General features: G+C 66.2%; 14 protein-coding genes. 4 read left to right on the top strand and 10 right to left on the bottom strand.

Features of this window, described 5'->3' with window-relative positions; translation table 11 throughout:
• Nucleotides 1-124 precede the first annotated feature (124 nt).
• Nucleotides 125-844: a YggS family pyridoxal phosphate-dependent enzyme gene (locus ABE485_RS19010; protein WP_346516821.1), complete on the top strand. Its 720-nt coding sequence runs from the start codon at nt 125-127 to the stop codon at nt 842-844.
• A gap of 154 nt (nt 845-998) precedes the next feature.
• Nucleotides 999-1,967: a Bug family tripartite tricarboxylate transporter substrate binding protein gene (locus ABE485_RS19005; protein WP_346516820.1), complete on the top strand. Its 969-nt coding sequence runs from the start codon at nt 999-1,001 to the stop codon at nt 1,965-1,967.
• A gap of 89 nt (nt 1,968-2,056) precedes the next feature.
• Here the strand turns inward: ABE485_RS19005 and ABE485_RS19000 are convergent, their stop codons facing one another.
• The 4 genes from ABE485_RS19000 to ABE485_RS18985 all read right to left on the bottom strand — a co-directional run bounded on the left by ABE485_RS19000 (nt 2,057) and on the right by ABE485_RS18985 (nt 7,797).
• Entirely contained in the window at nt 2,057-2,452 is a 396-nt protein-coding gene (locus ABE485_RS19000; RefSeq protein WP_346516819.1) for an Hsp20/alpha crystallin family protein, read from the bottom strand.
• A 32-nt stretch (nt 2,453-2,484) separates the two neighbouring features.
• Entirely contained in the window at nt 2,485-2,928 is a 444-nt protein-coding gene (locus ABE485_RS18995; protein WP_346516818.1) for an Hsp20/alpha crystallin family protein, read from the bottom strand.
• A gap of 240 nt (nt 2,929-3,168) precedes the next feature.
• Nucleotides 3,169-7,128, bottom strand: a complete 3,960-nt coding sequence (locus ABE485_RS18990) for an FAD/FMN-binding oxidoreductase (RefSeq protein WP_346516817.1) — start codon at nt 7,126-7,128, stop codon at nt 3,169-3,171.
• Nucleotides 7,129-7,260: 132 nt separating this feature from the next.
• On the bottom strand, nt 7,261-7,797 hold the full coding sequence (locus ABE485_RS18985; protein ID WP_346516816.1) for a YqaA family protein: 537 nt from the start codon (nt 7,795-7,797) through the stop codon (nt 7,261-7,263).
• Between the two features lie 97 nt (nt 7,798-7,894).
• Here ABE485_RS18985 and ilvA point away from each other — a divergent pair, with 97 nt between their 5' ends.
• Nucleotides 7,895-9,403, top strand: a complete 1,509-nt coding sequence (gene ilvA / locus ABE485_RS18980) for a threonine ammonia-lyase, biosynthetic (protein ID WP_346516815.1) — start codon at nt 7,895-7,897, stop codon at nt 9,401-9,403.
• Between the two features lie 153 nt (nt 9,404-9,556).
• Here the strand turns inward: ilvA and ABE485_RS18975 are convergent, their stop codons facing one another.
• Entirely contained in the window at nt 9,557-10,669 is a 1,113-nt protein-coding gene (locus tag ABE485_RS18975) for a porin (RefSeq protein ID WP_346516814.1), read from the bottom strand.
• 445 nt (nt 10,670-11,114) lie between these two features.
• Nucleotides 11,115-11,495 carry a DUF4148 domain-containing protein gene (locus tag ABE485_RS18970; RefSeq protein WP_346516813.1) on the bottom strand — a complete coding sequence of 127 codons (381 nt, stop codon included), beginning with the start codon at nt 11,493-11,495 and terminating at the stop codon, nt 11,115-11,117.
• 382 nt (nt 11,496-11,877) lie between these two features.
• On the opposite strand from ABE485_RS18970, the gene ABE485_RS18965 reads away from it, so the two are divergent.
• Nucleotides 11,878-12,768, top strand: a complete 891-nt coding sequence (locus ABE485_RS18965; RefSeq protein ID WP_346516812.1) for a LysR family transcriptional regulator — start codon at nt 11,878-11,880, stop codon at nt 12,766-12,768.
• A 43-nt stretch (nt 12,769-12,811) separates the two neighbouring features.
• Here the strand turns inward: ABE485_RS18965 and ABE485_RS18960 are convergent, their stop codons facing one another.
• The 4 genes from ABE485_RS18960 to cydX all read right to left on the bottom strand — a co-directional run bounded on the left by ABE485_RS18960 (nt 12,812) and on the right by cydX (nt 16,984).
• Nucleotides 12,812-13,366 carry an adenine phosphoribosyltransferase gene (locus ABE485_RS18960; protein WP_346516811.1) on the bottom strand — a complete coding sequence of 185 codons (555 nt, stop codon included), beginning with the start codon at nt 13,364-13,366 and terminating at the stop codon, nt 12,812-12,814.
• Nucleotides 13,367-13,419: 53 nt separating this feature from the next.
• A complete protein-coding gene (cydC, locus tag ABE485_RS18955; RefSeq protein ID WP_346516810.1) occupies nt 13,420-15,117 on the bottom strand; it encodes a thiol reductant ABC exporter subunit CydC in 1,698 nt (565 codons plus the stop codon).
• Nucleotides 15,114-16,781: a thiol reductant ABC exporter subunit CydD gene (gene cydD, locus ABE485_RS18950; protein WP_346516809.1), complete on the bottom strand. Its 1,668-nt coding sequence runs from the start codon at nt 16,779-16,781 to the stop codon at nt 15,114-15,116. The genes cydC and cydD overlap by 4 nt, the downstream gene beginning before the upstream one ends.
• Nucleotides 16,782-16,858: 77 nt before the next feature.
• Nucleotides 16,859-16,984, bottom strand: coding sequence for a cytochrome bd-I oxidase subunit CydX (gene cydX / locus ABE485_RS18945; RefSeq protein ID WP_043546919.1), 126 nt, complete (start codon nt 16,982-16,984; stop codon nt 16,859-16,861).
• Nucleotides 16,985-16,986 lie beyond the last annotated feature (2 nt).

The raw sequence follows: 16,986 nt of genomic DNA, 5'->3' as shown, positions 1-16,986 counted from the left end.
AACAAATCTCCGCAAATTCTAAGCCTGCCGATTACGCAGGGTCAACGCCGGAAACAGGCCCCGTGGCGAAGCGATCCGGGCACGTCCTACACTATGGGACATCCTGTCCCTCCAAGAGAGCTGCATGACCGCCATAGACACCATGGCCGGGCGCCTTGCCCAGATCCAGCAACGCATCGCCCAGGCCTGCGCGCGCGCGGGCCGCCCCGCCGACAGCGTGACGCTGCTGCCCGTCAGCAAGACCTTCGGCGTGGAATCCATCCGCGAAGCCATGGCCCTGGGCCTGACGCGCTTCGGCGAAAACAAGACGCAGGAAATCCGCCAGAAGGCGGCCGCCCTGGCGGGCCAGGGGCTGCAATGGGTGCTGATCGGCCACCTGCAGACCAACAAGGCCAAGGACGCCGCCCGCGACGCCGCCGAGGTCCAGTCGCTGGATCGCCCGGACTTGGCCGAAGCGCTGCACCGTCGACTGCAAAACGAGGGCCGGACCCTGGACGTGCTGGTGCAGGTCAAGACCTCGTCCGAACCCAGCAAGTACGGCATGGCGCCGGAAGACGTTGCCGCCTTTCTGCGCCGCATCGCCGCGGAGTTCACTACCCTGCGCGTGCGTGGGCTGATGACGCTGGCCGTGAACTCCCCCGATCCCGAGGAAGTCCGGGGCTGCTTTCGCGCGCTGCGCGAACTGCGCGACCGCCTGGCGCAGGAGAACATCGCCGGCGTGTCGCTGGACCGCCTGTCGATGGGCATGAGCGGGGATTTCGAACTGGCCATCGAGGAAGGCTCGACGGAAGTGCGCATCGGGACAGCCGTCTTCGGTGCGCGCAGCTATCCGGATCCCCAGTAAGCCGGGGCGTGCGGCGATTGACGGGGCCCAATGCGCGGGCCCCTTTTTGCGTAGGCGCAAGGCATAATAGCGACGCAAAAATAATCGCGGCGCAAGTTGACGACGATCAACGACGCAAGCGCCGCGCTCTACATCCCGCACGAGGAGACACCCCATGCACAAGCACGCAAAGCGCTTGCTGGCGCTTGCCGCCCTATCGCTGGCCGCCACCGCGGCTTCCGCCCAATCGTGGCCCACGCAACCGGTCCGCTGGATCGTCCCCTACCCCGCCGGCGGCGGCACGGACGTCGTGGCGCGCACCGTGGCGAGCGGCCTGGAAAAGGCGCTGGGCCAGACCATCGTGGTCGAAAACCGCCCCGGCGCGGGCACCATCATCGGCGCCACGGCCATCGCCCAGGCGGAGCCGAACGGCTACATGGTCGGCACGGCGGACTCGGGCACGCTTGCGTTCAATTCCTCGCTGTACGCCAAGCTGTCCTACGATCCCGCCAAATTCACCTACATCGGCGGCATTGCCAAGTTCCCGCTGCTGCTGGCCGTGAACGTCAACTCACCCTACAAGACGGTGGACGACGTTCTGGCCGCCGCCAAGAAAGAGCCGGGCAAGCTGACCGCCTCCTCGGCCGGCGCGGGCTCGCCGCATCACCTGGCGCTGGAACTCTTCAAGCAGCGCACGGGCGCCAACATCCTGCATGTGCCTTACAAGGGCGCGGCTCCCGCCATCCAGGACCTCCTGGGCGGCCAGGTGGACATGATGTTCATCGATCTGGGATCGGGCCTGCCCAACGTCAAGGCGGGCAAGCTGCGCGTGCTGGCGGCCGCCACGCCGGAACGCGTGTCGGTGCTGCCCGACGTTCCGACCATGGCCGAGCAGGGCGTGGCCAATTTCACGGCATACGCCTGGCAAGGCCTGGTGGGCCCGGCCGGCCTGCCGGAAGCGGTCGTCAAGAAGCTGTCGGCCGACCTGGACGCCACCCTCAAGTCGCAGGCGGTGTCGCAGAAGATGCTGGAAATGGGCGTGATCCCCATGCCGATGTCGGCGCAGGATTTCAAGGCCTATGCCGACCAGGAGCGCAATGCCTGGGCGGACGTGATCAAGAAGGCGAACATCAAGCTGGAATGACGGCCTTCGGGCCATCCTGCTGCGCAAAAGCCGCGGTCGCCAGACCGCGGCTTTTTTACAGGGGCGCCGCCCGGCGCCCTACCGCAGGCTCAGCCCGCCACGACGGGAATCTGCCGAGGCTGGGCCTCCCGCACGCGCGGAATGCGCAGCGTGAGCAGCCCCTGCTTCAGGCTGGCGCTGATCTGCGCGCGGTCGAACTCCTGTCCCAGCCGGAATGCGCGGCGAAAGAGCGGCGCGCGCATTTCACCCAGCACCAGCCGCAGGTCGCCAGGCGTCTCGACAGAAGCTTCGCCTTCGATCTGCAGCACGTCGGACTCGACGTTGATGCGCAGCCTTTCCTTGGACACGCCGGGCAGGTCCGCCAGCAGCGTGATGCCTTCCTTGTCCTCGTAGATGTCCACGGCCGGCACGGTCACGCCGCGCCCGTCGCGCTTCTCAGAAACGGCCGCTTGCTCGGGCACGGTCAGGTCTTTGCGTTCATTCATGATCGATACTCCTATGCGGTTGCGTTGACGGGTCACTGCACGGTCACGGTACGCGGCTTGGCCGATTCGCGGCGCTTGATGGAAATGGCCAGGCAACCGTCGGTATAGCGCGCCTGCACTTGCTCCGGGTCCGCGTCGGCGGGCAGCTCGATGACCCGGACGTAGCGGCCCTGGACGCGCTCGCGGGCGTAGTAGCGCGCGCCTTCCGGCAGCTCCTGCGCCTTGCGCTCGCCGCTGATGGTCAAGAGGCTTTTCTCGATCGACACGGTCAACGCCTCGGGCTCCATGCCGGGCACGAACGCGACGACTTCAATCGAATCGCCGGAGACGCCGACGTTCACGGGCGGAAAGTACGCCTGCGGAGTCGCCCGCAAGGCGGCGGGCACGCCGGCGCTGCGCAGCACCCGCCCCATGTGTTCCTGGATGGCGTCGAAGGCAGACGCAAAGCCGCTGTCGCTGAAGGGAAAGTTGCTCATGAAGGTCTCCTCGAATGGAAAAAGGGACCGATACAGACCCGCACAATCGCCACCACCGAAACCGCAGGTCTGATCGCCTCAGTCTCAAGTATGGGAGCGGTTTTTTGGGTTTCAAGAGCCCGATCGCCACTGAATAATCGTGCCCGATCCCCGTCGATTTGCGCTGCGTTCCCGGTTTGCGCAGCGCAAAAAAAAAGCGCGACCATCGCTGGCCGCGCTTTCGATTGCGCTACATGCTTGTCAGACCAGGACCCGCTCGATCCCGCCCGCATTGGCGCGGCGCACGTAGTCTTCCATCCAGCCTTCGCCCAGGATGTGGCGCGCCATTTCGACCACGATGTAATCCGCTTCCATGCCGGTGTCGCCTTCATAGCGCGACAGGCCTTGCAGGCACGACGGGCACGACGTCAAGACCTTGACGTCGCCGGTGAAGCCATCGCTGCGGATCGCGGCATCGCCCTTGAGCAGTTCTTCCTGCTTGCGGAAGCGCACCTGGGTGGAGATATCCGGGCGGCTGACCGCCAGCGTGCCCGATTCGCCGCAGCAGCGGTCGCTCTTGACCGCGCCGTCGCCCACCAGCGCCCGCACCGTCTTCATGGGCTCCTGCAGCTTCATCGGGGTATGGCAAGGATCGTGGTACATGTAGCGCACGCCCTTGGCGCCTTCCAGCTTGATGCCCTTTTCCAGCAGGTATTCGTGGATATCGATCAGGCGGCAGCCCGGGAAGATCTTCTCGAATTCGTAGCCAGCAAGCTGGTCGTAGCAGGTGCCGCAGCTGACCACCACCGTCTTGATGTCCAGGTAGTTCAGCGTGTTGGCCACGCGATGGAACAGCACCCGGTTGTCGGTGATGATCTGCTCGGCCTTGTCCGTCATGCCGTTGCCGCGCTGCGGATAGCCGCAGCACAGGTAGCCCGGCGGCAGCACCGTCTGCACGCCGGCGTGCCAGAGCATGGCCTGCGTGGCCAGGCCCACCTGCGAGAACAGGCGCTCGGAACCGCAGCCCGGGAAGTAGAACACCGCTTCCGTGTCGGCCGTTGTGGCCTTGGGATCGCGGATGATGGGCACGTAGTTCGCGTCTTCAATGTCGAGCAGCTTGCGCGCGGCCTGCTTGGGCAGCCCGCCGGGCATCTTCTTGTTCACGAAGTGCACGACCTGCTCGCGCAGCGGCGGCTTGCCCACGGTGGCGGGCGGCGTGGCGGTCTGCTTTTTGACCAGGCCCGAGAACAGATCGTGCGCGGCACGCTGCACCTTGTAGCCCACGCCCACCATCGCCTTGCGGGTGGCGTTGATCGTGGCCGGGTCCTTGGCGTTCAGGAAGAACATGGCGCTGGCCGTGCCCGGATTGAACGACTTGCGGCCCATGCGGCGCAGCACGGCCCGCATGTTCATCGACACGTCGCCGAAATCGATGTCGACCGGACAGGGGTTGTAGCACTTGTGGCACACCGTGCAGTGGTCGGCCACGTCCTCGAACTCTTCCCAGTGCTTCAGGCTGACGCCGCGCCGGGTCTGCTCTTCGTACAGGAAGGCCTCCACCAGCAGCGAAGTCGCCAGGATCTTGTTGCGCGGCGAATACAGCAGGTTGGCGCGCGGCACGTGGGTGGCGCACACGGGCTTGCACTTGCCGCAGCGCAGGCAGTCCTTGATCGACTCCGAGATGGCGCCGATGTCGCTCTGCTGCATGATCAGCGACTCGTGGCCCATCAGGTTGAAGCTGGGCGTCCAGGCGTGGCGCAGGTCGGCGCCGGGCATGAGCTTGCCGGCGTTGAAGTGGCCGTTGGGGTCCACGCGGCGCTTGTAGTCCTGGAACGGCGCCAGTTCGGCATCGGTCAGGAATTCATACTTGGTCAGGCCGATGCCGTGCTCGCCCGAAATCACGCCGTCCAGGTCGCGCGCGATCTGCATGATGCGTTCGACGGCCGCGTGGGCCTCGCCCAGCATTTCGTAGTCGTCCGAGTTGACCGGGATGTTGGTGTGGACGTTGCCGTCGCCGGCGTGCATGTGCAGCGCGACGAACACGCGGCTCTTGAGCACGCGGGCGTGAATGGCAACGAGCTCGTCGACGATCTTCTTGTACGCGGCGCCCGAGAAGGCGCGCTGCAGGCCGGCCAGCACTTCGGTCTTCCAGGAAACGCGGATGGTGCGGTCCTGCACCACGTCGAAGACGCGGGCGCCCGGTTGTGCCGCCAGGCGGGCAGTCAGCGTGGCGTGAAGCTCGCCCAGGCCCAGGCCTTCGAGTTGCGGCAGCGCGTCGCCCAGCGGCAGGTCCAGATTGTCCAGCAGCCACTGCCAGCGCTGGCGCGTGGCGGCGATCAATTCGATCGCCTGGCGCGTGCGCTCGGCCAGCACCTCGGCGCGCGTCGTTTCAATGTCGGCGTCGTCGATCTTGCCGACCGGCAGCGGCGTGCACAGGTAGGCATCCAGCTCGCCCAGGAGCTTGAGCTTGTTGCTGGTCGACAGTTCGATGTTGATGCGCTCGATGTGATCCGTGTATTCGCCCATGCGGGGCAGCGGGATCACGACGTCTTCGTTGATCTTGAAGGCGTTGGTGTGACGCGCGATCGCGGCGGTGCGCGACCGGTCCAGCCAGAACTTCTTGCGCGCCTCGGGGCTGACGGCCACGAAGCCTTCGCCGTGGCGCGTATTGGCCAGGCGCACCACTTCGCTGGCTGCCGCGGCCACCGCGTCATCGTCGTCGCCGACGATGTCGCCGATCAGGACCATCTTGGGCAGCACGCCGCGCTTGCTCTTGGTGGCGTAGCCCACCGCGCGCAGGTAGCGTTCGTCCAGGTGCTCCAGGCCGGCCAGGATGGCGCCGCGCGCCTTGCCTTCGCCGTCCAGGTAGCCCTTGACCTCGACGATCGACGGGATGGCGTCGCGCGCCTGCCCGAAGAATTCCATGCAGACCGTGCGCGTGTGGCGCGGCATGCGGTGCAGGACCCAGCGCGCCGACGTGATCAGGCCGTCGCAGCCTTCCTTCTGGATGCCCGGCAGGCCGGCCAGGAATTTGTCGGTGACGTCCTTGCCCAGGCCTTCCTTGCGGAAGACGCGGCCGTGGATTTCCAGCGTCTCGGTCTTGAGCAGGCGTTCGCCGGGCTTGCCCTTGCCGTCGAACCACTTGAGCTCAAAGCGCGCCACCTCCACGTCATGGATCTTGCCCATGTTGTGGTCCAGGCGCGTGACTTCCAGCCAGTTGCCGTCGGGATCGACCATGCGCCACCAGGCCAGGTTGTCCAGCGCGGTGCCCCACAGCACGGCCTTCTTGCCCCCGGCGTTCATGGCGATGTTGCCGCCCACGCAGGAGGCCTCGGCGGAGGTCGGATCCACGGCGAACACGAAGCCGGCCGCCTCGGCCGCTTCGGACACCCGCTTGGTGACGACGCCGGCGCCGGCATGGATGACCGCGACCGGTTCAGTGAGGCCGGGCAGGATACAGGACTCGACCTTGCCCAGCTTGTCGAATTTTTCGGTGTTGATGACCGCCGACTTCCAGGTCAGCGGGATGGCGCCGCCGGTGTAGCCCGTGCCGCCGCCGCGCGGGACGATGGTCAGCCCCAGTTCGATACAGGCGGTGACCAGCGCGGCGATTTCGTCCTCGGAGTCGGGCGTCAGCACGACGAATGGATACTCCACGCGCCAGTCGGTCGCGTCGGTCACGTGCGAGACGCGCGACAGGCCGTCGAACTTGATGTTGTCGCGCGCCGTGATGCGGCCCAGCACCTTTTGCGCCTGCTTGCGCATCATGGCTGTCTGGTCGAATTCGCCCTCGAAGGCGGCGATGGCCGAACGCGCCCGCGCCAGCAGGCCGACGACCTTTTCGTCGCGGTGCGGATCGTGTCCCGCCTCGGCGGGCGCGCCGGGTTCGCGGCGCTTGTCGATTTCGCCCAGGCGGTGATGCAGGGCTTCGATGAGCTGCTTGCGGCGCTTGGGGTTGTCGAGCAGGTCGTCCTGCAGGTACGGATTGCGGCGCACGACCCAGATGTCGCCCAGCACCTCGTAGAGCATCCGGGCGGAACGGCCGGTGCGGCGTTCGCCGCGCAGGTCGGTCAGCAGGCTCCAGGCGTCTTCGCCCAGCAGCCGCCCGACGATTTCGCGGTCGGAGAACGAGGTGTAGTTGTAGGGGATTTCGCGCAAGCGCGCGGGTGCTGCGGGCGGCATCGCCCCGTTCAAGATGTGGCTGGCGAGTGGGGCGTTCATGGCGGCAAGAGGGGGCCCTTAAAAAGGTATTTTATGCCAGAGTCCCGACTTGACCCCTAATACCCCTCGAAAGCCGACCAAAAGCGCGACGAAGAAGGGGTTATGCGTCCCCGATTAAGTCGCCTGTCAGCGCTAGATCTTGCCCGGAAAGAACCAGAGCAGGCCGGCGGTCATGAACAGGTAGCGCATGAACTTGCCGATGGCCATGTAGAACACGCAGGGCCAGAAAGACAGCCGAAGCCACCCCGCCACCGCACACAGGGGGTCGCCCACCGCCGGTAGCCATGACAGCAGCAGCGCCGGCGGCCCCATGCGGTGCAGCCAATCATGCGCGCGCTCGTGCCAGCGACCCCGCATGCGCCCGCCTTCGGTCGCCTTGGGATGCGGATGGGGGTGCTTTTCCTTCCAGCGCTCGACCGCCTTTTCCGCGCCCAGGCCCATGGCGTAGCTGATCGCGCCGCCGACCGTGTTGCCGGCCGTCGCCACCAGGATGGCGGGCCAGAACATCTCGGGCGCAAGCTTGATGTACCCGAATACCGCCGGCTCGGAGCCCAGCGGCAGCAAGGTGGCGGATACGAGCGACACCGTGAAGATGGCCGACAGGCCCACCGAGGGCAGCGCCAGCACCCCCAGCAGCCAATGAACTGCGGATAAGAGACTTTCTTCCATGGTTGCGGCAGTGTAGCCGCGAGTATCCTGGAAGGCGACACGGGATTCCCTGCAATAATCCTGCCCACGTCCCCACTCTTGCCCACGCGCGCGGTCCATGTCCACTGATTATCTGAAACGCATCCTGACTTCCAAGGTTTATGACGTCGCGGTCGAATCCCCGCTCGAGACAGCGCCCCTGCTGTCCCAGCGGATGTCGAACACGATCATGCTCAAGCGCGAAGATACCCAGGCGGTGTTCAGCTTCAAGCTGCGCGGCGCGTACAACAAGATGGCGAACCTGAGCCCGGCGGCGCGCAATCGCGGCGTCATCGCGGCATCGGCCGGCAACCACGCCCAGGGCGTCGCGCTTGCGGCCAGCCGCCTGGGCTGCCGCGCCGTCATCGTCATGCCCACGACCAGCCCGCAGGTGAAGATCGACGCGGTCCGCCGGCTGGGCGGCGAGGTCGTGCTGGCCGGAGAAAGCTTCTCTGACGCCTACGCGCATGCGCAGATCCTGGAAAAGAAAGAAAAGCTGACCTTCGTCCACCCCTTCGACGACCCCGACGTGATCGCCGGCCAGGGCACCGTCGGCATGGAAATCCTGCGCCAGCATCCCGGTCCCATCGACGCCATCTTCGTGGCCATCGGCGGCGGCGGCCTGATCGCCGGCGTGGCCGCCTACATCAAGCAACTGCGCCCCGAGATCAAGATCATCGGCGTGCAGACAGAAGACTCCGACGCCATGCTGCGCAGCGTGCGCGCGGGCCGGCGCGTGCAATTGAACGACGTGGGCCTGTTCTCGGACGGAACGGCTGTCAAGATGGTGGGTGCGGAGACCTTCAGGCTGGCGCGCAAGTACGTCGACGATTTCGTGGTGGTCAATACCGACGCGATCTGCGCCGCCATCAAGGATGTCTTCCAGGACACGCGAAGCGTGCTGGAACCGGCGGGGGCCATGGCGGTGGCTGGCGCCAAGCAGTACGCGGCCGAACACCACCTGAAGGGCAAGAAGCTCGTGGCGATCGCCTGCGGCGCCAACATGAACTTCGACCGCCTGCGCTTCGTGTCGGAACGCGCCGAGGTCGGCGAAATGCGCGAGGCCGTCTTCGCGGTCACCATGCCCGAGCAACGCGGCAGCTTCCGCCGCTTCTGCGAACTGGTCGGCGAACGCAGCGTCACCGAATTCAACTACCGCATCTCGGATGCGGACCGCGCCCACGTCTTTGTCGGCATCCAGGTATCGTCGGCGTCCGAGCCTGACAAGATCGCGGCGAACTTCCGGCGCCACGGCTTCGACACCCTGGACCTGACCCACGATGAAATGGCCAAGACCCACCTGCGTCACATGGTGGGCGGGCGCTCGGCGCTGGCGCGCAACGAACTGCTGTACCGCTTTGAATTCCCGGAACGCCCGGGCGCGCTGATGCGCTTCCTGAATGCCATGAATCCCGACTGGAACATCAGCCTGTTCCACTACCGCAACCAGGGCGCGGATTATGGACGCATCCTGATCGGCATCCAGGTGCCGCCGGCGGACAAGAAGCTGTTCCGCAATTTCGTGGCGGAACTGGGCTATCCGCACTGGAACGAGACCGACAACCCCGCCTACAAGCTGTTCCTGTAGGCCAAATGCGAGAGGGCCTCCTTGCGGAGGCCCTTCCCTTCTGCGCTCAAGTCACGCCCGGCTGAACCCAATTAGGGGGGGGTTCGCTGTCACTCGGCGGCCCACGGAGAATGGGCCGCGCATTCAGCAAGGTCCAGCCGGACGTCCTGTTGCTTAGAAACGGTGGCGCACGCCGATCGCGACAGCAGTGTCGGTGGCGTCGTGCTGGAACGCGTAGTTGTCGCCGTAGGAGGCGTACGCGTACAGGTTGGTGCGCTTGGTGAAGTCGTACGTGTAGCCCAGGCTGTAGACGTTGAACGTGGCGTCGTCGCCCGTCAGCTTGTCGTTGCTGGCGGTCGCGCGCTGCCAAGAACCGAACACGGCGTGGCGGCCCAGCGGCACGGTGGCGCCGATCATGTACGAGTTGGCGCGGAAGCCGTCAGCCAGCTTGAACGAACCGAGCGTGTTCATGCCGTCGGGCGTGGTGCCCATGTTCTGGCCGATGAACCAGCCGTCGCGGGTCTGGCCGAAAGCGGCAGCCAGCTTCACGACTTCGAAGTCATACGAACCGCCGACGATGTATTCCTGGATGCGCGCCGCGTCCTTGCCGCCGACGCGGTTATTGGAAGGATTGAAGCGGTCATACGCGGCCGCCAGGTTCAGCGGGCCATTGACGTATTGCACGCCGGCGGTGATCACACGGTTGTTGTTGCCCGTGGCGAAACCGGTCTGCGTCGTGTCGCTGACGGTGTCGTCAGCGCTGAACGAATAGCCGATGCCGGCCTTGAAGCCGCTCAGGCTGGGGGTTTGATACAGCACCATGTTGTCCAGGCGCATCGTGTTCGCGCTGCCGAACGTGGTACCCATGTTGGCGGTGTTGTAGCTGATCGAGAACGGGTCGATCGAACCGAAATACTTGGACGCCAGGTTGGTCTGACGGCCGAATTCCAGACGGCCCCAGGAATCGCTGTCCAGGCCCACGGTGGCTTGACGGCCGAACAGGCGGTTGCTTTGCAGCGACTTGCCGTTCATGGGGCCGAAACCGCCTTCCAGGGTGAACACGGCGCGCAGGCCGTCGCCCAGGTCTTCCGTGCCGCGCAGGCCGAAGCGCGAACCGCTGCTCACGCCCTGCACGCCGCCGAAGCGGCTTTGCGAGTCGCCGTTGAACTTCACTTTTTCGTAACCGACACCGGCGTCGATCAAGCCGTAGAGCGTCACGGAGTCGGCGGCTTGCGCGGCGCCGGCAAAGCCGGTCAGCAGCGCGACGGCCAATAGCGTCTTCTTCATATAAGTCCCCAAAATGGCGAGATGGAAGGCACAGCGCAGACACGCCGCGCAACATTGCGGGGGCCTGCAAGCCGCTGCCGGTAACGCAGCGGCCCATGCACTAAATCTAGTGTCCAGCTTGCAGCCAGTCGTAGTAACCAGGATTTCGAAGAACTACTTTCCATGGTTGGGATAATGACGTCTTGCTTAAACCCCGAGCTCCAGGATGACTTGCGTTAACGTATTGAAAACAAATATGAATCATTGCTCGCAAAGAGGCGGCGCCCCGTAAAGATCATCCTCCAGCCCCTTTCGTATCGGCAAGAGTTGTCGATTCGTCCGGACAATTTTTGCGGCATAAATGCCACACAAGCGCGCACTGGAAGAAGTCCGGGCCAAAAAAAACCCCTCGGCGTCATGAGGGGTTTTTCGATGACCTCCGGGTGCCGGGACGTCCGGCGTGGGCTTAGCGGCCCTTGGGCGGGTAGTCCAGTTCACCGAAGGTGTACTCGCCGCGGGCCTTGGCGTCGGCCAGTTCCTGGCGGACTTGCTCGCGGGTCTTGCCGGCGGATTGCGACACGGTCTTGGGCGGGTAATCCAGCTCGGCCGAGGTGACCTGGCCGGCGGCCTTGGCGCTTTGCAGTTCCTGCTGGACCTGTTCGCGCGTCAGGCTGGTGTTCTGCGCGGCGGCGGGCGGATAGTCCAGTTCGCCGAACGTGACCTGGCCGGCTGCCTTGGCGGCCTGCAGTTCCTGCTGAACCTGTTCACGCGTCTTGCCATCGGCGTGAGCGGCGGACATGCCAACCAGGGTTGCGGTGACCATTAGTGCGGTAGCTAGTGCTTTCATTGAGATGACTCCATCCTAAACTTGCACACCGTCTTCTGCCAGGCTGGCAGGTGCGATATGACAATTTGATTGCTGGGACGAAGTATCTGGTTATTAGCGCCTAGTAAAAACCCTTATTTTGGGGAACATATTTGCACGGATGGGACAATTGCAAGTCGTATCCCGGCAGATCTGCTCACCTCTTCACCACTCCCCTCGGGGATCGAGCGCTGGCAAGCCTTGCAGGCATTCAGCCTCCAGCAAGCTCGGTAACGGAACATGAATTCCCCCACATGTTGGATGGTTGTGCAGCGTGGAGAAATAGACATTTCTGCTGGCGGGACAATAATTCCATTTATCATACAAATCTGCCAGAAATGGAATTTTGAGTCTCGAGGGCCCCATGGACATCCAGCTTAACGACATCGCGCTTTTCGTCGAAGTCGCCAAGCGCAAGAATTTCAGCCACGCCGCCGAGGCCCTGAACATCCCGACGTCCACGCTGTCGCGCCGCGTCAGCGAGCTGGAACGCAGCGTAGGCATGCGCCTGCTCAACCGCAGCACCCGCAAGATCGATCTCACCGAAGCGGGCGCCATCTACTTCGAGCGCTGCCGGCATATCGTGGAAGAGGCACGCATCGCGCATGACCAGCTGCTGGACATGGCCGTGCAGCCCAAGGGACGCCTGCGCATCTCGCTGCCCACCAGCCTGGCCCAACTGTTCCTGCCGGCCGTCATCCGGGAGTTCCGCGAGCAGCATCCCGACATCGAATGCGACTTCGATCTGAGCATGCGTCCGATCGATCCCATCAGCAATCCGTTCGACCTCATCCTGCGGTTCGGCCAACAGCCCGACTCCAGCCTGATTTCGCGCAAGATCGTGCTGATGGCCCACCAGCTGTATGCGTCGCCCGATTACCTGGCGCGCCACGGCGAGCCCCGCGTGCCGGCGGATCTGTCCCATCATGAATGCCTGCGCCCAACGATGCGCGAGGAGTCATCCTTCTGGATGCTTCATTCGGGCGACAAGGTGGAACGCGTGCAGGTGTCGGGGCGCTTGTCCGCGAACAACGTGGGCATGCTGGGCCGCCTGGCCGGACATGGCCTGGGCATCACGCCGCTGCTGGTGTTCGATGCGATGGAACGCGCCATCAAGCAGGCGGGCCTGGTCCGCGTGCTGCCCGAGTGGAGCCTGACGCCGCTGCCGCTGTTTGCGCTGCTGCCCTCGCGCATGCTGCCCGCCAAGACCAAGGCGTTCCTGGATTTCATCCAGCCGCGGCTATCGGACGCCTGAGGCGGGTCCGAGGCGGCAACCCGCCGCGGACCGATAAGGCGCGCTACTGCGTCGAGCCGGCTTCGTACTGACAGACCGTATAAAGCGGCGTGCCGGTGGCGGCCACCTTGGCCGAACCGCCAAGGTCCGGCAGATCGATGATGGCGGCCGCCTCGACCACATTGGCGCCCAGGCGCTGCAGCAGCTTGATCGCCGCCAGCATGGTGCCGCCCGTGGCGATCAGGTCATCCACCAGCAGTACGCGCTGACCGGTGCGCACGGAATCCGTATGCATTTCGACCGCCGCATTGCCGTACTCCAGCGAATACTCTTCCGCGACGGTGCGGTACGGCAGCTTGCCCTTCTTGCGCACCGGGACGAAACCCAGGTTGAGTTCGTAGGCCAGCACGCTGCCCACGATGAACCCGCGCGCGTCCACGCCAGCCACCAGGTCCAGGCGCTGGCGCATGTACCGGTAGACGAAGAGATCAATCAGAACCCGGAACGCACGGGGATCCTGCAGCACCGGCGTGATGTCGCGGAAGATGACACCGGGTTGGGGCCAGTCCGGAACGCTGCGGATGGTGCGCCGGATGTACTCGGCGTTGTCGGTCTGCATGTGGGCGGCCCTGAAGAATTGAAGCAAGGCGAACTATAACCGCGCAACCGAGCTTAAGCCAGGATTGCCGGCTGCGATGACAAGTCATGCAGGCGTCCGCCGCGCAACGCAAGGCAGCGATGCACCGCGCCCGCTGGCAGGGCAGCATGCGTGGCGAGCACAACGGTGCGTCCGCGCACGGCGTCTTCCAGGTCCGCAAAGAACGCGGCCTCGGCTGCGGCGTCCAGCCCCGCGGTCGGTTCGTCCAGCACGATCACGGCCGCCGGCGCCAGCAGCGCGCGCGCCAGGCACAGGCGCCGCGCCTGGCCGGCCGACAGTTGCGAGCCGGTTTCTCCCGCCCAGGTGTCCAGCCCGTCCGGCAGGCCGCGCACGAAATCGCCCAGCTTGGCCGCGTCCAGCGCCTTCCACAAGGCGGCGTCGTCGGCCGCGGGGTCGCCGATCAGCAGGTTGGTGCGCAAGGTGCCCAGGAACAGCGGCGCGTCCTGCGACAACAGGGCGATCCGCCGATGCCAATCCGCCTGCGCGCAATCGCGGGCATCCCGCCCGCCGAACAGCACGCGCCCGGCCTGCGGATCTTCCAGCCGCAAAATCAAGTGCAGCAACGTGGACTTGCCCGCGCCGCTGGCGCCCAGGATGGCCACCCGCTCGCCGGGCTCGACCCGCAGGCTTGCATCGTCCAGGACCAGCGGACTTTCCCCCGGCATGCGCGCGGGATAGGTAAAGCGAACGCGCTCCAGCTCCAGCGCGCCATTGCCGGGCAGCGCCAGCGGCGCGGCCGGGTCCTGCATGTCGGGGCTGCATTGCGTCACCTCGCGGATGCGCGTCGCCGCCGACATCGCGGACCCCATGCGGGACGCACCGCGCATGATGGGGCCGGCCACCTCGAAAATGCCGATGACGGCCAGCAGCAGGCCGGCCAGCACGGGGCCCTCGATGCGACCGGCCTCGTGCGTGGCCAGGCCGAACCACAGCAGCGCCAGCACCGCGATCCCCGCGGCGACCTGCAGGAACCACTGCCCCCTTACCGCCACCCGCGCCTGGGCGCGGCGCGCGACTGCGCTTGCCTCGCAAAGGCGCTCGAAATGCGCCTGGGTTTCCGCCTGCGCGTGCATGGCGACCATGTCCGCGTGGCCTTCCACCGCATCCAGCGTGGCGGCGCGCAATCCCGCCGCGCTTTCCTGCGCGGACGCGCCAGGCTTGCGCGCCGCGCGCACCAGCCAGAACGGCACGACCACGCAGGCCGCGAGCAAGGCCAGCGCGAACACCAGGGCGGCCGCGGGCACCCACAGGCCCAGCACGGCGGTCAGCACGGCGCCCGCCAGAATCGCGGTCGCCAGCGGCGCCAGCACAAACAGGAACACCGTGTCCAGCGCGTCCACGTCGCCCGTCATCCGCGCGACCAGGTCGCCGCTGCGATAACGCGCAAGCTGGCGCGGGGTCAGCCGGATCAGCGCCGCGAACACCACGGCGCGCAGGTCGGCCAGCAGGCGCAACGTGGCGGAATGCCCGACCACCCGATCGGCGTAGCGCGACACGATGCGCAGGAAGGAAAGCCCGCGCACCAGCGCGGAAGGCGCAAAAAGGTTGAACACGCCGCCCGCGCCGGCCAGCGCCGCGCCCGTCAGGAACCAGCCGGAAACGCCCAGCAGGCCGACGCCCGCGGCCACCGTGGCAAGCGCACAGAACAATGCGAGCAAAAGCCCGCATTTACGGCGCGCATACAGCGGCAGGAGCAACAACAGATTCTTCATGCCTCTTCCACTTTGCCGCCCGCCACGCGCACGACCCGCTCGAAACGGGCGGCGACCGAAGGCGCATGCGTCGCGAGCAGCAGCGTGCGGCCCGTGGAGAACGCCAGGATTTCGTCCAGCACCCGGGCCTGCGTGGCGTCGTCCAGGTGCGCGGTAGGTTCATCCAGCAGGATCAGGCCCGGATCGCGCAGGAACAGCCGGGCCAGCGCCACGCGCTGCGCCTGTCCGCCGGACAGGCCATGGCCCCGGCTGCCCAGCCGCGTTTCCAGCCCCTGCGGCAAGGCGTCCGAAAACTCCAGCACACAGGCGCGCCGGGCGGCGTCCCGCACTTGCACATCCGTGGCACCCGGACGGCCGAGCCGGATGTTGTCGGCGATCGACCCCTCCAGCAATTGGGGTCGCTGCCCGATCAGGGCCACGCGCTGCCGCAACGCGGGTTCGCTCCATTCGTCCAGGCGCAGGCCGTCGATGCGGATGTCGCCGGCGGCAGGCCGCAACCGCGCAATGGCTTCGATCAGGGTGGATTTACCGATGCCGCTGGGTCCCATCAGCGCCACGTGCTCACCAGCCGCCAAGGTCAGCGAGGCGTCGGACAGCACTGCCTGCGGACGGCCTGGCGCGTCCACGCGCAGGTCGCGCAACGCAAGTTCAGCAGCCCTGCCGGCTTGCGCCGGCGCGCGGCCCGGCAACGCCGAGTCCCCGGCGCCGTCCTGCGGCAAGCCATCGAACAGGACCGCGATCTGCGTGACGGCGGCAAGCGCGGTGGCGCGGTCGTGATAATGCGCCGCGAACTGGCGCAGCGGCGCGTAGACTTCCGGCGCCATCAACAGGCAGAACAGCCCGGCCTGCAAGGTCAGCGGCGTCCAGCGCACGTCCAGGAATCCCAGGTAGGTCAGGCCGATATAGACCGCCACGCCCGCAACGCCCAGCGCGGCAAAAAACTCAAGCACGGCCGATGACAGGAACGCGATGCGCAGCACCGACATCGTGCGCTTGCGCAGCGCATCGCTGGCAGCCACGACGGACTCGGCCTCCGCCTGGGCGCGGCCGTAAAGTTTCAGGGTAGACAGCCCGCGCAGCCGGTCCGCAAAGAAGCCGGACAGGCGCGCGAAGGCGCGCAGGTGGCGGCGGCTGGCGCCTTGCGCGCCCCACCCCACCAGCGCCATGAACAACGGAATCAGCGGCGCCGTGATCAGCAGCACCAGGCCGGCAATCACGTCCACGGGAAGCAGCAGGACCGAGAACGCGACAGGCAGCATCGCGGCGGCGGCCATCGCGGGCAGATACTTGGCGAAGAAGCCGTCCAGGGCCTCCACCTGGTCCACCACCGCGCTGGCCAGTTCACCCGAGGCCTTGCCCCGGCTCCAATGCGGCCCCTGTTGCACGAGCCGCTGGAACAGCGACAGCCGGACGTGGCGCTTGATGCGCTCGGACGCGTCCGCGCCCGCGCGCTCGCCCGCCCAGCTGATGCACGCCCGCAGCAGCATCAGCCCGGCAATGCCCAGGATGCCGCCCAGCAATTCATGCCGGGGCACCTGCCTGGCGATCGCCGAGTCGAGCACGCTGGCCAGCAGCCACGCCTGCACGACGAGCAGGGCGCCGCTGACGAGCGGCGCCGCCCCCGCCAGGATTAACGGAAAGCGCGCCGTCTTGGCAAGCGCCATCAACCACCGCGACTGTTCGCGCGGCGGTTTTTGCAGGGTTGCCGAGGGGTCGTGCTCGAGGCTGCTTGCGCCGCCGCTCACTCGTCGTCGCGGCTGGCGCGCGGGTCATGCGTATGACCCTCGCGCAGCTCGAACCACATTGCGTTGAGGATGGCGAACGCGCACGCCAGGCCCAGGCCGAGTATCCACGAGAAATACCACATGG

The organism is Achromobacter spanius, assembly GCF_039673305.1.
Classification (GTDB): domain Bacteria; phylum Pseudomonadota; class Gammaproteobacteria; order Burkholderiales; family Burkholderiaceae_B; genus Achromobacter; species Achromobacter spanius_F.
The sequence above is the reverse complement of the archived record's forward strand: the minus strand, read 5'-3'. Positions and strand labels throughout refer to the sequence as shown.